Annotated in this window: 12 protein-coding genes and 1 tRNA gene; 7 read left to right on the forward strand and 6 right to left on the reverse strand. The window is 66.6% G+C overall.

The features are described 5' to 3' along the window. From PRL19_RS14560 to PRL19_RS14575, 4 genes are all read right to left on the reverse strand, one after another. Positions 1–426, reverse strand: coding sequence for a universal stress protein (locus PRL19_RS14560; RefSeq protein WP_127898719.1), 426 nt, complete (start codon positions 424–426; stop codon positions 1–3). Then, positions 419–3,223: a TRAP transporter permease gene (locus PRL19_RS14565; protein WP_127898720.1), complete on the reverse strand. Its 2,805-nt coding sequence runs from the start codon at positions 3,221–3,223 to the stop codon at positions 419–421. The genes PRL19_RS14560 and PRL19_RS14565 overlap by 8 nt, the downstream gene beginning before the upstream one ends. Positions 3,224–3,306: 83 nt before the next feature. Beyond that, positions 3,307–4,272, reverse strand: coding sequence for a TAXI family TRAP transporter solute-binding subunit (locus tag PRL19_RS14570; protein WP_139085344.1), 966 nt, complete (start codon positions 4,270–4,272; stop codon positions 3,307–3,309). 138 nt (positions 4,273–4,410) lie between these two features. Then, on the reverse strand, positions 4,411–5,001 hold the full coding sequence (locus tag PRL19_RS14575; protein WP_273743381.1) for a uracil-DNA glycosylase family protein: 591 nt from the start codon (positions 4,999–5,001) through the stop codon (positions 4,411–4,413). Positions 5,002–5,170: 169 nt separating this feature from the next. On the opposite strand from PRL19_RS14575, the gene PRL19_RS14580 reads away from it, so the two are divergent. The 4 genes from PRL19_RS14580 to PRL19_RS14595 are packed head-to-tail and all read left to right on the forward strand — an operon-like array spanning position 5,171 to position 9,723. Next, a complete protein-coding gene (locus PRL19_RS14580) occupies positions 5,171–5,824 on the forward strand; it encodes an ABC transporter ATP-binding protein (protein WP_045981699.1) in 654 nt (217 codons plus the stop codon). Between the two features lie 25 nt (positions 5,825–5,849). Further along, entirely contained in the window at positions 5,850–7,580 is a 1,731-nt protein-coding gene (locus PRL19_RS14585; RefSeq protein ID WP_273743382.1) for a KpsE/RkpR family capsule polysaccharide export protein, read from the forward strand. After that, positions 7,577–8,419, forward strand: coding sequence for a 3-deoxy-8-phosphooctulonate synthase (gene kdsA / locus PRL19_RS14590; RefSeq protein ID WP_273743383.1), 843 nt, complete (start codon positions 7,577–7,579; stop codon positions 8,417–8,419). Before PRL19_RS14585 ends, kdsA begins: the two co-directional genes overlap by 4 nt. Next, complete coding sequence (locus tag PRL19_RS14595) at positions 8,416–9,723, forward strand: mechanosensitive ion channel family protein (RefSeq protein WP_273743384.1); 1,308 nt, start codon at positions 8,416–8,418, stop codon at positions 9,721–9,723. Before kdsA ends, PRL19_RS14595 begins: the two co-directional genes overlap by 4 nt. On the opposite strand, the gene PRL19_RS14600 is transcribed toward PRL19_RS14595, so the two are convergent. Further along, positions 9,720–10,889, reverse strand: coding sequence for a BaiN/RdsA family NAD(P)/FAD-dependent oxidoreductase (locus PRL19_RS14600; protein ID WP_273743385.1), 1,170 nt, complete (start codon positions 10,887–10,889; stop codon positions 9,720–9,722). The genes PRL19_RS14595 and PRL19_RS14600 overlap by 4 nt on opposite strands. 94 nt (positions 10,890–10,983) lie before the next feature. Between PRL19_RS14600 and PRL19_RS14605 the strand changes: the two genes are divergently transcribed. After that, a tRNA-Gln gene (locus tag PRL19_RS14605) sits at positions 10,984–11,058 on the forward strand. Positions 11,059–11,111: 53 nt separating this feature from the next. Here the strand turns inward: PRL19_RS14605 and PRL19_RS14610 are convergent. Then, entirely contained in the window at positions 11,112–11,903 is a 792-nt protein-coding gene (locus tag PRL19_RS14610) for an IclR family transcriptional regulator (protein ID WP_273743386.1), read from the reverse strand. A gap of 78 nt (positions 11,904–11,981) precedes the next feature. Between PRL19_RS14610 and PRL19_RS14615 the strand changes: the two genes are divergently transcribed. Then, positions 11,982–13,505: a M81 family metallopeptidase gene (locus tag PRL19_RS14615; RefSeq protein WP_273743387.1), complete on the forward strand. Its 1,524-nt coding sequence runs from the start codon at positions 11,982–11,984 to the stop codon at positions 13,503–13,505. A 42-nt stretch (positions 13,506–13,547) separates the two neighbouring features. Beyond that, positions 13,548–15,113 (forward strand): ABC transporter substrate-binding protein, encoded by a 1,566-nt coding sequence (locus PRL19_RS14620; RefSeq protein ID WP_273743388.1) that lies wholly within the window; start codon positions 13,548–13,550, stop codon positions 15,111–15,113. Positions 15,114–15,129 lie beyond the last annotated feature (16 nt).

The following is a 15,129-nucleotide window of genomic DNA, read 5'->3' on the forward strand; positions in this document are numbered from 1 at the left end:
CTAGCGCACCACCATGACCGAGACCGGCGAATGGCGCACGACCGCGTTGGCATCGCGGCTGACCAGGATGCTGCGCAGCTCGTCCGGCTTGTCGCTGGCCATCACGATCAGGTCCGCCTTGTGCCGGGCCGCGGCCTTGAGGATCGTCTCGGCCACATGCCCGTGGCCGACATGCACCTGCACGCGCGACTGGTCGGGGAAATGCTGGCTGGCGAAATCGTCCAGTGCGCCCTTCATCTTCTGCAGGGCCTTCTGTTCGTACCCCTTGGGCAGGAAGGTCGCCACCATCGAGCTGCCGAAATCATGCACGATCCCCAGCAGGTGGATCACGCCCTGGTCCCCCGCCAGCCGCATCGCGGCCGGCAGGGCCTTTTCCCAGCTTTCGGGATGCTGAAGGTCGATCGGCAACAGCACGACGTCATGCATGGCGCGGTCCTTTCACGGGCTGGGGGCGCGTCTCGCGCCGACGCTGCGACCAGATCACCAACCCCATCAGCAGGAAGGCCGGGATATAGATCCAGTACCGCGACGGCGCCGCCGCCGGGGCGTTCACGGCAAGCACCGTCTGATCCCAGTCCAGCCCCGCCGCCTGCGCCGGGCTGTCGAACGCCACGTTATCGATCAGCGTGCGATCACCGTCCTGGATCAGGGTGATGCCCGCGGCCTCCAGCCGTTCCTCTCCGGTGGCGCCTTCGGGGACGGGCAGCAGGGCCGTGAACTCAACGGGGTTGCCGATGTCGTTCAGCCCGGCGATGCGCAGGCGCAGGCCGTCGCCGACCTCGCTGTCCTCCAGCGCCTGGACCAGTTCCGCGCCCGAACGCTCCTCGAACGGCGGGAAGACGTAGCCCCAGAAGAAGCCGGGTCGGAAGATGGTAAAGGCGATCACCAGCAGCAAGACCGTCTCCCACAGCTTGCTGCGGACCAGGAACCAGCCCTGGGTCGCGGCCGCGAACAGCAGCATCGCGATGGTCGCCGTGATGAAGACAAAGATCCCCTGCCCCCAGCCCACGTCGATCAGCAGCAGATCGGTGTTGAAGATGAACAGGAACGGCAGGACCGCCGTGCGCATGCTGTAGCCGAAGGCGACGACCCCGGTCTTGATCGGATCGCCCCCCGACACGGCGGCCGCGGCAAAGGATGCAAGGCCCACGGGCGGGGTCACGTCGGCCATGATGCCGAAATAGAACACGAACAGGTGCACCGCGATCAGCGGCACGATCAGCCCGTTCTGCTGACCAAGCGTCACGATGACCGGCGCCAGCAGTGCCGAGACGACGATATAGTTCGCCGTCGTCGGCAGACCCATCCCCAGGATCAGCGACAGGACCGCGGTCAGGCCAAGGATGGCCAGCAGATGGCCGCCCGACAGGACCTCGACCACCTCGGCCAGGGCCGATCCGACGCCGGTCTGGCTGACCGCACCCACGATGATGCCCGCGGTCGCCGTGGCGATGCCGATGCCGATCATGTTGCGTGCGCCCGAGATCAGCCCGTCCACCAGATCGTCGAACCCGGCACGCAATGCGCGCCCGGTGCGGGCGTTTCCGGTGCGGTCGGACCCGCGCAACAGCACCATCAGCGGTCGCTGCGTCAGCAGGATGAAGATCATGTAGGCGGTGGCCCAGAAGGCCGACAGGCCCGGCGACAGGCGGTCGACCATCAGGGCCCAGACCAGCACGACCACCGGCAGGATGAAGTGCAGACCCGACCGGACCGTCGGCCCCGGCAGCGGCAGTTCCGTCACCGGCGCGTTGGGATCGTCGATCTGCAGCGGCTCCTCGCGCGATGCGACCCACAGCAGGCCGACATAGGCCGCCGTCAGGACGGCAAACACCACGTAGGGGGCGGCCGCACCGAATGCGGGCCGGATCCAGCCCATCAGATAATAGACCGCCAGCGACAGCGCGCAGATGCCCGCGATCAGGAAGGCCGCGAACATCAGCCGGCGCAGCAGCGGCGGCGGCGTATAGGCACGTGGCAGGCCCTGCATCCCGGCCTTCATGGCCTCCAGATGCACGATATATACCAGTGCGATATAGCTGATCGTGGCGGGCAGGAAGGCGTGCTTGACGACGTCGAAATAGGGAATGCCCACATACTCGACCATCAGGAAGGCTGCGGCGCCCATGACGGGCGGCATGATCTGCCCGTTGACCGACGACGCGGTTTCGACCGCCCCGGCCTTTTCGCTGGAAAAGCCCACCTTCTTCATCAGCGGAATGGTGAAGGTGCCCGTGGTGACCACGTTGGCGATGGACGAGCCCGAGATCAGGCCGGTCATGGCGCTGCTGACGACGGCGGCCTTGGCAGGCCCGCCGCGCAGGTGGCCCATCAGCGAAAAGGCGACCTGGATGAAATAGTTGCCCGCGCCCGCCTTGTCCAACAGCGCGCCGAACAGCACGAACAGGAACACGAAGCTGGTCGACACCCCAAGGGCGATGCCGAACACGCCTTCGGTCGTGACCCACTGGTGGTTGGCGACCTCGGCCAGCGAATTGCCGCGATGCGCGATGATCGACGGCATGTAGGGGCCCAGGAAGGTATAGGCCAGAAACACCGTGGCCACGATCATCAGGGCCGGTCCAAGGCTGCGGCGCGTGGCCTCCAGCAGCAGCAGGATGCCCACGACCGCCACGATCAGGTCCGTGGTGATCGGCGCGCCGACCCGGCGGCCAAGCGCGTCGCTGTTGATAAAGACGTACATGGTGACGACCACGCCGGCCAGCGCCAGCAACCATTCCCATGGCGGAACGCGGGTCTTGGGGCTGCCCAGCAGCACGGCCGCGACGACGCCCGCCCCGGCCAGTGCCAGCCACCACAGCGGCATCGCGGCGGGCGCGCCATAAATGAACAGCCCGGACAGGATCACCGGAACCGACACACCAAGGGCCAGCTGGAAAGGCGACTTCTCAGCGGGATAGGCCATGAAAGCCAGAAACAGCGCGAAGGCCAGATGGACCGCGCGGGCATCCGTGGCGCTGATGATGGCAAAGTTCAGCATGAAGGGCAGCGGCGAGGCGATCCACAGCTGGAACAGCGACCAGCACAGGGCCACCCCCAGGATCAGCTTGCCCACGAAACCCGGCGGAGTGCGCGCGCCCGTGTCCGACGAGGCAACCAGTTCGTCCAGTTCCTCCTGAGTCAGGGCGCCGTGGCCCGACGCCTGCATCTCGACCGCGCTGGCCTGCTGCTGGCGCTCCCTGGTCTTGTCGTCGTCGCTCATCACGGCACCCCCTGCGATGCATCTTGTTGTTCGTTGGTCATGATGAAGGGCGGCCCGATGGGGCCGCCCCGGTCAGGCCTGGATTACTGGATCCAGCCCTGTTCGCGATAGTAGCGCTCGGCACCGGGGTGCAGGGGCGCGCTGTTGCCGTCGGCGATCATCTCCTCGGGGGTCAGCGAGGCGAAGGCCGGGTGCAGGCCCTTGAAGCGATCGAAGTTGTCGAAGACCGCCTTGACGACCTGGTACACCGTCTCGTCCGGGATCGCGGCCGAGGTCACGAAGGTCGCCTTGACGCCGAAGGTCTCGGTGTCGTCGTCGTTGCCGGCGTACATACCGCCGGGGATCACGACCTTGGAGTAGAACGGATTGTCCGCGATCAGCTTGTCGATCGCCTCGCCGGACACGTCGACCAGGGTCGCATCCACGGTCGAGGTCGCTTCCTGGATCGAACCGTTGGGATGGCCCACGGTATAGCTGATGGCATCGACCTGGTTGTCGCCCAGGGCAGCCGACTGTTCGGCGGGGCGCAGTTCCGACGACAGCGCAAAGTCGTCCATGCTCATGCCCATGGCTTCCAGGACGACCTCGAACGTGCCGCGCGATCCGGAACCGGGGTTGCCGACGTTCACGCGCTTGCCTGCCAGGTCGGTGAAGGTCTCGACGCCGCTGTCGGCGCGAGCAACGACCGTGAAGGGCTCGGGGTGGACGGCGAACACGGCGCGCAGGTCGGTGAAGGCATCGCCCTCATAGTCCGAGCTGCCGTTATAGGCGTGGAACTGCCAGTCGGACTGGGCCACGCCCATCGTCATGCCGCCGGACCGGATCTGGTTGATGTTGTCGATGGATCCACCGGTCGCGGGCGCGGTGCAGCGCAGGCCGGTGGTCGCCGTGTCGCGGTTCACCAGGCGGCAGATCGACTGACCCACGACGTAATAGACGCCCGTCTGGCCGCCGGTGCCGATGGTGATGAACTGTTCTTCCTGCGCCATCAGCGGCGTGGCACCCAGTGCCATGGCGGTGCTCAGCAGGATCGGTTTCAATTTACCCATGTCGGCGTCTCCCTAACGATGATTGGCGGGAAGGCATGACAGGCGCGTTCCCGCTGGATGGTCTTATCGTCACGGATGCGTGTGCGAAACACAAGCCCGCACGGCCACAAAGCGTCCTGGGCGTGGACCTGGCCTTGATCAGCCCAGCAGGGTCGCCACGCGGTCCCGCAGCACGGGCAGCAGGTCGGTCGCGAACCACGGGTTGGCGCGCAGCCATCCGGTGTTGCGCCAGCTGGGATGGGGCAGCGGAAACACCGCGGGCGCATGGGTGCGCCAGTCTCGGACGGTCTGCGTCACGTTTCGCGCGCCCAGATGCCACCGCATCGCGTGCCCGCCGACCAGCAGGGTCAGCTGCGGGTTCAGCTGGTCCATCACCTGCCGCCGCCACGTCGCCGCGCAGATCGGCGGGGGCGGCAGGTCCGCTCCCTTGGCGTCGTAACCCGGAAAGCAGAAGGCCATCGGCACGATCGAGATCCGGTCGCGGTCATAGAAAATGTCCGGCTCCACCCCCATCCAGTCGCGCAGCCTGTCGCCGGAACGGTCGGTGAAGGGCCGCCCGCTGTCATGGACCCGCGCCCCCGGCGCCTGCCCCACGATCAGGATCCGCGTTCCCGGCCGGAACCAGACCACCGGTCGGGGCGCATGGCGCGTGGCGGTCACGGCAAAGCGGTCCGCGCACAGCCTGCAGGCACGGATACGCTCGGTCAGCGGGGCGTCGTGATGATACATGCGTCGCATTTATGGCGAAATTGCGGCGATATAAGGCTGGTCAGATCACAAATTATCGGGCCCGATGGCAAGACTGGACACCCCGTCCGCCCCACCCTAATGTCGCCTTGGCAGTCGAGGCACCCGGCATGGCACGCCTCGTGCCGAAACGCGTTGGTATAACAAGGCCATGCTTGAATTCGACAATGTGTCCAAATCGTTCTGGACCGGCAAGCAGCACAAGATCATCCTCGAGCAGGCCTCGTTCAGGGTCGAGCTGGGGCAATCGCTTGGCATCCTGGCCCCCAACGGCACCGGCAAGACCACCCTGGTGAACATGATGTGCGGGCTGGAAAAGCCCGACGAAGGCAAGATCCGCCGCGAATGCCGCATCTCGTTTCCCCTGGGGTTCATGGGTGGCCTGGTCACGCGCCACACCGGCAACGAGAACGCGCGTTACATCGCGCGCATCTATGGGCTGGACCCTGATTACGTCGCGGCCTTCACGCGGTGGCTGTGCGACATCCACGAATATTTCGACATGCCGGTCGGCACCTATTCCACGGGCATGCGGCAACGGTTCAACTTCTCGCTGCTGCTGGCGCTGGATTTCGACATCTACCTGATCGACGAGGGCATGCCCCAGACCACGGATGTGGAATTCAATCGCAAGGCCGGTCGCGTCCTGTTCGAGCGGCTTCAGACCGCAACCACGGTGATCGTGTCCCACCAGCCCAGCACGATCGAGAAGTTCTGCAACCGCGCCGCGATCCTGCGCGATGGCAGGTTGTATCTGTTCGAGACCCTCGACGAGGCCAAGCAATATTATGACTACACCTCCTAAAGCGCGCCGGTACAACACGCAGGCGATGGCCTCGATCACGCCCCAGACGCCCCCGCCGGCGGAACCGACCGCATCGGACAGCCCCGCGCCGCCCCGGCTGGAGGTCGCGCGCCGCAGCGATGCCCCCGCCTCTGACGCGTCCGAACGCCAGGCGCGGCTGGAACGGTTCCTGGCCACCGAACCGATCGACGACGGCCTGGGTGATTTTCGCCTGACCAAGCCCGCAGCGCCGTCCCCCGAAAAGGACATGCCGGCCGCCCCCCCTGCGGATTCTGGCGACATGGAGGCGCGACTGGCCGCCATCCGCGCAGAGAAGCTGACCGAACGCCAGCTGCGCATCGCTAAGCGCATCGCCGCCTTGCACCAGATCGAGGTTTCCTCGGCCGAGGAGGCCGTGCTGCGTCTGCGCGAGCGGGGGATCGATCCGTCCCATCGCACCGCCGTCGGCAGCATCTTGTCGTCGGAGGGCACGCGCGCGCAGGCCGCCCCCTCACCCAACGCGCCCGCCGTGCGGCAGGCCCCCGTGCCGTCGATCCTACCCGACCGCAGCCCGGCGCCCCCCGGCCGCCCCGCCCTGCCGTCCCGCGAGGAACTGACCGAAGAAAAGCGCGCCGCCGAAATCTATCGCATCCAGCGCGACCTGGCCCGCCGCCGCCGCCGTCGCATGGCAATGCTGGCGATGCGGCTGGCGCTGTTCGTGTTCCTGCCGACCGCACTGGTCGGCATCTATTACGGCCGCTATGCCTCTCCGCTTTACGCAACGGTATCGCAGTTCCAGATCCAGTCGGCCGAAAGCGGATCCGGCGCCAGCGGGCTCAGCGGGATGCTGGGCGGGTCGGGCCTGGGCACGAACCAGGACGCGGTCGCGGTGCAAAGCTATCTGACATCGCGCGACGCGATGCTGCGGCTAGACGAGGATCTGGGCTTCCGGCGCGCCTTCCAGGACCCGTCGGTCGATGCGATCAAGCGCCTGCCCGCGGATGCCACAAACGAGGCCACGTTCAGCCTGTACAAGGATTCCGTCAAGATCGGCTATGACCCGACCGAAGGCGTGCTGAACATGGAGGTCATCGCGCCCGACCCGCAGCTAAGCGAACAGTTCTCGCGCGCGCTGATTTCCTATGCGGAACAGCTTGTTGACGCCCTGACCTCACGCATGCGCTCCGACCAGATGGACGGCGCGCGCGAGACCTATCAGGACGCCGAGGAGAAGATGCTGGCCGCCCAGCTTCGCGTCCAGGAGTTGCAGGAGAGGCTGGGCGTCCTGGACCCTGTCGCGGAAAGCGGCGTGGTCATGGCGCAGGTCAGCATGCTGGAAGGCCAACTGGCCGAAAAGCAGCTGGAACTGGGCCAGTTGCTGTCGAATGCCCGCCCCCTGCAAAGCCGCGTCGATGCGGTAGAGGGCGACATCGCCCGCCTGCGTGACCTGATCACCCAGACCCGCCAGCAGCTGACGCAGGGCAACGACACCCGCAACTCTCTGGCCGCCATCGGCGGAGAGCTGCGCGTCGCCGAGGCCGAGATGCTGACCCGCCAGGAAATGCTGGCCGCCGCCGCCGCCCAGATGGAGACCGCGCGCATCGAGGCGAACAAGCAGGTCCGCTATCTGTCGCTGTCCATCGCGCCCATCCCGCCGGATGAGGCCACCTATCCGCGCGCTTTCCAGAACACCCTGGTGGCATTCCTGGTGTTTTCGGGTATCTATCTGATGCTGTCGCTGACGGCCTCCATCCTACGCGAACAGGTATCGACATGACGACTGCCAAGCATATCCCCATCGGTTCGATCACTTGCGGCAACAACCTGCCGCTGACGGTGATCGCCGGACCCTGCCAGCTGGAAAGCCTGGACCACGCGCTGATGATCGCCGAAGTGATGGCCAAGGCCTGTGCCGATGCCGGGGCGTCCTTCGTCTTCAAGGCAAGCTATGACAAGGCGAACCGCACCTCTTTGTCGGGTCGCCGAGGCTTAGGCATCGACGAGGGGCTGGAGATCCTGGCCGCGGTCCGCGAGAGGTTCGGCTGCCCCGTGCTGACCGACATTCATGACGCCGACCAGGCGGTGCGCGCCGCGCAAGTGGTCGATGTGATCCAGATCCCCGCGTTTCTGTGCCGCCAGACCGATTTGTTGCTGACTGCGGGCCGCACCGGCGCGGTGGTCAACATCAAGAAGGGTCAGTTCCTGGCCCCTTGGGACATGCCCAACGTCGCGGACAAGGTCGCCTCGACCGGGAACGAAAACATCCTTCTGACCGAACGCGGGGCGAGCTTCGGCTATAACACGTTGGTGGCCGACATGCGGTCGCTGCCGATCATGGCGCGCACCGGCTATCCGGTGATCATGGACGCGACCCATTCGGTCCAGCAGCCGGGCGGTCAGGGCGGCAGTTCGGGCGGACAACGTGAATTCGCCCCGGTCATGGCACGGGCCGCGGTGGCCTTGGGCGTGGCCGGCGTCTTCATCGAAACGCACGAAGCCCCCGACACCGCGCCGTCCGACGGGCCGAACATGATCCCGCTGGACCGCATGTCCGCGCTGATCGCATCGCTGATGGCCTTCGACCGGCTGGCAAAGGCGGACCCGCTCCCGGCATGATCCGCGTACTGCTGATCCTATTGACGTTGGCGGCCCCCGTGGCCGCCCAGGTCGCCGATCCATCAGCACCGTCGACGCCAAGCGGCGCGATCTCGACACAGGACAATCGGGCGACGGACCTGGCAATCCTGTCGCGGATTTCCAGCATCCTGGCGCAAGTCCCTGAATTTGATGGCGTCCGTGCCAGTGTCGATGCGGGGATCGTGACCCTTGTCGGCGAGGTGACCGAACAGCAGACCATCTCGCGCCTCGAGTCGTTGCTTGCGCGTGTCGAGGGGGTCGTCGCGATCGAGGATCAGGTAACCCTGTCTACAGACCTGGGCACGCGGCTGGTTTCGGTCCGCGACAGGTTTCAGTCCCGCCTGACCGCTGTTATCGCGGGACTGCCCTTCATGGCACTGGGCCTGGCCGTGGGGGCGATAATCGTGCTGGCGGGCGGCTGGCTGTCGCGGCGGGAACGAACCCTGTCGGGGATCGCACCGAACCCCTTCATCGCCGGGTTTCTGGCGCAGACGATCCGGCTGACCGCATGGATCGTTGCGCTTGTTGTGGCGCTGGACCTGATGGGCGCGCGGGCTCTGTTGGGGACATTGCTGGGTGCGGCGGGCATCTTCGGCCTGTCGCTGTCCTTTGCGGCCCGCGACACGATCGAAGGATTCGTGGCCACGATGCTGCTGTCGCTGCGCCAACCCTTCAACCCGAACGACCTGATCGAGGTGAACGGCCTGCGCGGTCGGGTGATCCGCCTGACCAGTCGCGGCACCACCCTGCTGACGCTGGACGGCAATCACATCCGCATCCCGAACCAGATCATCTACAAGGCCGTCTTGACCAATTACACGCGCAACCCCGAACGTCGCTTTATGGTCGACCTGACCATCGACCCCGGCGCCGATCTGGGCCGCGCGCGCGACCTGGTGCTCAGGACGCTGGCGGGGATGGATTTCGTGCTGAAGCGTCCCGAACCCGTCGCCTGGCTGGATGCCCAGGGACCGGATCACGTGGTCATCCGCGCCGGGGGGTGGGTCTCGCAGGACGGCACCGATTTCGACCTGGCGCGTGGAGAAGCGTTTCGCCTGCTGCGCCATGCGCTGGACAGCAAGGGCTACCTGGTGCCGGAACCCGTCCACCGCATCCGCCTGGAACAGCCCGAGGCGGAGGCGCGTCCAAGCCCTGCCCGCCCCTCACGCCCCGCCGATGCGCGCCTGTCCGACCTGAACCCCGACGCCGCGTTCGAGGAGATGGTCGAACGGGGTCGCATCGATGACGGACGCGACCTGCTCAGCCCGACGCCACGGACCTAGGCGGCGCGCCCGGCGGCATCCGCTGACGCCCAGGCCCACTGAAAATTATAGCCGCCCAGCCACCCCGTCACGTCGACGCATTCGCCGATGAACGCCAGTCCGGGCACCTGGCGCGCCTGCATGGTCCGCGCGTCCAGATCGCGCGTATCCACGCCGCCCAGGGTCACTTCGGCGGTGCGATAGCCTTCGGTCCCCACGGGTCGGACCTGCCACCGGTTCACACGCGCGCCCAGCGCGTCCAGCCGGGCGTTCGACTGATCGGCCAGCCGCGCCTGTGCCAAGCCCGCGTCCGCCGCCACGGATTGCGCAAGGCGTTCCGGCAGCATCTGGGCCAGGACGGTCGCCACCTGCGCCTTGCCGCCGCGTGCGGCCTTCAGGTCGGCGGCGATGTCGCGGTCGGGCGCAAGATCGATGGTCAGCACTTCGCCCGCCTGCCAGAAGCTTGATATCTGCAGGATCACCGGGCCGCTCAACCCGCGATGCGTGAACAGCAGCGCATCGCGAAAGCTGCCCCTGCCATGCGTGATCCGCGCCTCGACCGACAGCCCGGCCAGCGGACGGCACAGCGCCAGATCCTGTTCCGCAAAGGTCAGCGGCACCAGCGCGGGCCGCGTATCGACAAGACGTAACCCGAACTGACGCGCCAGATCATAGCCTAGCCCCGTCGCCCCGATCTTGGGGATCGACTTGCCGCCCGTCGCCACGACGACCCGACCCGTGCTGATCGGCCCGCCGGAGGTCGCGACCACGAACCGATCACCATCCTGGCTGACGCCGTCGATGCGCGTGCCAAGGCGCAGGTCTGCCCCGGCCATGCGATCCAGCAGCATGTCGGTGATCTGCGTGGCCTTGCCGTCGCAGAACAGTTGCCCCTGGGTCTTTTCATGCCAGGCGATTCCCGCCCGGTCGACCAGATCGACAAAGGCCTGCGGACGATACCGCGCCAAGGCACTGGCTGCGAAGCGCGGGTTGTCCGACAGGAAACGGTCCGGCCCGGTCGCGAAGTTGGTGAAATTGCACCGCCCGCCGCCGGAAATGCGGATCTTTTCGGCGGGCGTCGGCGCATGATCCAGCACCACGACCCGCCTGCCCTGCGCGACGGCAGAGCCTGCGCAGAATAATCCGGCCGCCCCGGCCCCCAGAATGACGATATCGGCATGTTCCATGGCGCGTCGATACCGGGGCTTTGGGACGGGGGCAAGATTTCTGCATTTTTCGTCTTGCACCCATCTGCGGGCTTGGGTAATCACCCTCCACAGTTGGGGCGTGGCCAAGTGGTAAGGCATCGGTTTTTGGTACCGTGTACCGTAGGTTCGAATCCTACCGCCCCAGCCAATATCCAGAAAGTCGAATAATCAGCCGTACTTGGCTGCCATACATCATGTCGCCTACGCCGACATGATGCTGCGCACGGCCTCGGCGGCCAAGGGTGCGTTGCGGCGGCGGAACTCCTCCGGATCCCACTCCGACAGCGATCCGGCGATGTGGATCGCGGCGATCGGGCGGCCCGATGCGTCCGGGATCGCCACGCCAAGGGCCACCTCTCCCATCAGGATCTGCTCCAGCGCCAGCGCGTGGCCGGCCTCTCGCGCCAACGCGACCTGGTCGCGGATCGCCTGGGGATCGGTCAGGGTCCGGGGCGTCAGCGGCCGAAGACTGGCCTGGTCCAGGATCTGGTCGACCTCGGTCGGGGGCAGCATCGCCATGACCGCCCACCCGCCCGACGTGCAGGTCGTGGGCACGCTGTTGCCCACCAAGGTCGCAAAGAACGTCTCGCGCTTGCTTTGCATCCGGGCGGCATAGACCATGCGCTGACCATCGAACAGTGACAGGTCGACCCGTTCGCGGACGTTGCGACGCAGGTCCAGCAGGATCGGACTGGCGCGACGCACCAGCGGGTTCAGGCGCAGATAGTCGTGCGTCAGGTCCAGGATCGGCAGGTCCAGACGAAAGCCGCGACCATCCTCGGCCAACGTCAGATAGCCCAGCTTGCGAAAGGTGTGCACCAGACGCTGCGCCGCGCTGCGCGTCAGCCCGGTCCGCGTGGCGATCTGGCCAAGCGACAGTGCCCCGTCGGCATCGCGAAACGCTTCCAGAACGCTCATTCCGCGGGCAAGGGATTGGACGAACAAGGCATTCTCTGCCTGCGGACCGTCCGGATCGTGATTCTTGCGCTGCATGCAATCTCCGACATTGACATGATCAATTTTGGGTTAATACACTCGTGATACAATGCAACTGTATCGGATGACAATACATTGCTGACCCAGACGATTCCTGCCCGTCCTTTGCGGATCGCCCTTGCGGGCTTCGTTCATGAGAGCAATTCCTTTGCCCCAAGCCCCGCCGACATGGCGGCCTTTGAACAGGGCGGCGGCTATCTGCCTCTGTGCCGCGGGGCGCAGATCATCGATCGGGCGCGGGACGTGAACCTGCCGATCGCCGGCGTCATCGCGCATGGCGAAAAGCAGGGCTGGCAGATGGTGCCTGTCGTCTGGGCCGGTGCGGTCCCATCCGCGCCGGTGACCGCCGATTGCTACGCCGCCCTGACCGAGGAGATCGTCCAAGGCCTGCGCGATGCGGGGCCACTGGACGGCGTCTTTATGGACCTGCATGGCGCGATGGTGGCCGATGGGGCGCCGGACGGCGAAGGCCTGCTGTTGGAGCGGGTGCGCCAGGCAGTCGGGCCGAATACGCCTGTCGTCGCGGCGCTGGACCTGCACGGCAACATCACGGCGCGGATGGTGGACAATGCCGACCTAATGGTGGGGTTCCGCACCTATCCGCATGTCGACATGGCCCTGACCGGGCATCGTGCGGCTCAGCAACTGGACCGCCTGATGAGCGGCGCGCCTAACGCCAAGGCGTTCCGGCAGCTGGATTTTCTGATCCCGATCGCCTGGCAGGCGACCGATGCACAGCCCGCAGCCGGGCTTTATGACCGGGTTGCCGCCTGCGACGGTCAGGGCTGTGCGTCGCTGTTCGTGGGGTTTCCCGCGGCCGATTTCGCCGACTGCCGCCCCTCGGTCATCGCCTATGCCCAGACGCAGGCACAGGCCGATGCGATGGCCGACGGCTTGGCACAGGCCCTGCGCGAGGCCGAACCCGCGTTCCGCGGCGAATGCCATAGCGCCGCGGGCGGGGTGGCAGAGGCGATGCGCCGCGCAACAGATCGGCCGGTGATCCTGGTCGACACGCAGGACAATCCCGGCGCAGGCGGCAATTCCGACACGACCGGCATGCTGCGCGCCCTGGTCGAGGCCGATGCCCGGGACGCGGCCATCGGCCTGATCATCGATCCGGAGGCGGCGGCGGCGGCCCATGCCGCGGGGGTGGGCGCGACCATCGATCTGGCCCTAGGCGGTCGGTCCGGCATTCCGGGCGATGCGCCATTTCAGGGCCAATTCACCGTGGACGCGCTGTCCGACGGGGCCTGCCATGCCACGGGCCCGTTCTATGGCGGCGCGCATCTGGCGCTTGGGCCGTCCGCCTGCCTCAGCATCGGGGGCGTGCGGGTCGCCGTCGCGTCGGAAAAGGCGCAGATGGCGGATCGGCAGATGTTCCGCTTCCTGGGGATCGTTCCCGAGGAGCAGGCCATCCTGGTCGTAAAAAGCTCGAACCATTTCCGTGCCGATTTCGCCCCCATCGCGGCGGCGATCCTGACCTGCGCCGCGCCCGGGCCCATGCCCGTCAGCCCGGCCAGCCTGCCCTTTCGCAACCTTGCCCCCGGCATCCGGCTTGAGCCGGGCGGCGCACCCTTCACACCCCCCGCGCAAGGCTGACGCCAAGATCACCCCGCGGACCCGTTCAACAGAGAGGACACCATGCTCAAGAAATTGACTGCCACGCTTCTGGCCTCGACCATGCTGACAGGCGCGGCCTGGGCCGAGACCACCGTCAAGGCCGTGATGCATTCCGGCCTGCGCGTGCTGGACCCCGTGATCACCACCGCCCACATCACGCGCAACCATGCCTACATGATCTATGACGTGCTGATCGCGCAGGATTCCGATTTCCAGCCGCAGCCGCAGATGGCCGACTGGACCATTTCGGACGATCAGCTGACCTATACCTTCACGCTGCGCGACGGGCTGACCTTCCATGACGGCGCGCCGGTGACGGCGGCCGATGCCGTGGCCTCGCTGCAGCGGTGGGGGCAGAAGGACGCGGGCGGACAGGTCATCATGGACCGCACCGCCAGCCTTGAGGCGACCGATGACAAGACGATCACCTGGACGCTGACCGAACCCTTCGTGCCGATGCTGGACGTGCTGTCCAAGCAGTCGGCCCTGCCCCCCTTCATCATGCCCGCCCGCGTGGCCGAGACCTCGGCCGACGAGGCGATCACCGAATACGTGGGCTCGGGGCCGTTCCGCTTTGTCGAGGCGGAGTTCCAGCCGGGGCTGATGGTCGTCTATGAGAAGTTCGACGAATACGTGCCGCGCGACGAACCCGCCGACTGGATGGCCGGCGGCAAGGTCGTCAATGTCGACCGCGTCGAATGGGTCAACATGCCCGACGTCCAGACCGCCGTGAACGCGCTGTCGGGCGGAGAGATCGACTATATCGAGGCGATGCAGGTCGACCTGATCCCGCTGCTGGAGGGTGATCCGAACATCGTCGTCGAAACGCGCGAGCCGACCGGCATGCAGACGATGACGCGGATGAACTTCCTGCACCCGCCCTTCGACAACGTCCAGGTCCGCCAGGCGGCCATCAAGGCGATCACCCAGGAACCGGTCCTGGCCGCGATGGTCGGCAACCCCGAATATTATTCGGTCTGCGGCGCCATCCTGGGCTGCGGCACGCCGCTAGAGAACGCGACCGGCACCGAAACCCTGACCCAGGGCGGCGGCGCCGAGGAGGCGCGGGCGCTGCTGGAACAGGCGGGCTATGACGGCACGCCGGTCGTGCTGATGGCGCCCACCGACATGGTGGCGCTGGCCACTCAGCCCGTCGTCGTGTCGCAGATGCTGCGCGAGGCCGGGTTCCAGGTCGAGCTGCAGCCGATGGACTGGCAGACGCTGGTCACCCGCCGCGCCAGCCAGGCGGCCCCGGCCGAGGGGGGCTGGAACGTGTTCATCACAAACTGGATGGTGCCGGAGATCTCGAACCCGATCTCGAACCCGATGCTGAACGGACGCGGCGACGACGCCTGGTTCGGCTGGCCCACCGACGAGACCATCGAGGGTCTCAAGGAGGAGTTCATCGACGCCCCCGACGCCACAGCCCAGGCCGCGGTCGCCGAGAAGATCCAGGCCCACGCCCTGGAGAACGGCTTGCTGATCCCTCTGGGTCAGTACACCCTGCCGCAGGCCCGCCGCACCACGATCACCGAGATGATCAACTCGCCCGTGCCGGTCTTCTGGGGCTTGCAGAAGTCCGAGTGATCGAAAGCAGGGGGCG

Source organism: Paracoccus marcusii (genome assembly GCF_028621715.1).
Taxonomy (GTDB): Bacteria; Pseudomonadota; Alphaproteobacteria; order Rhodobacterales; family Rhodobacteraceae; genus Paracoccus; species Paracoccus marcusii.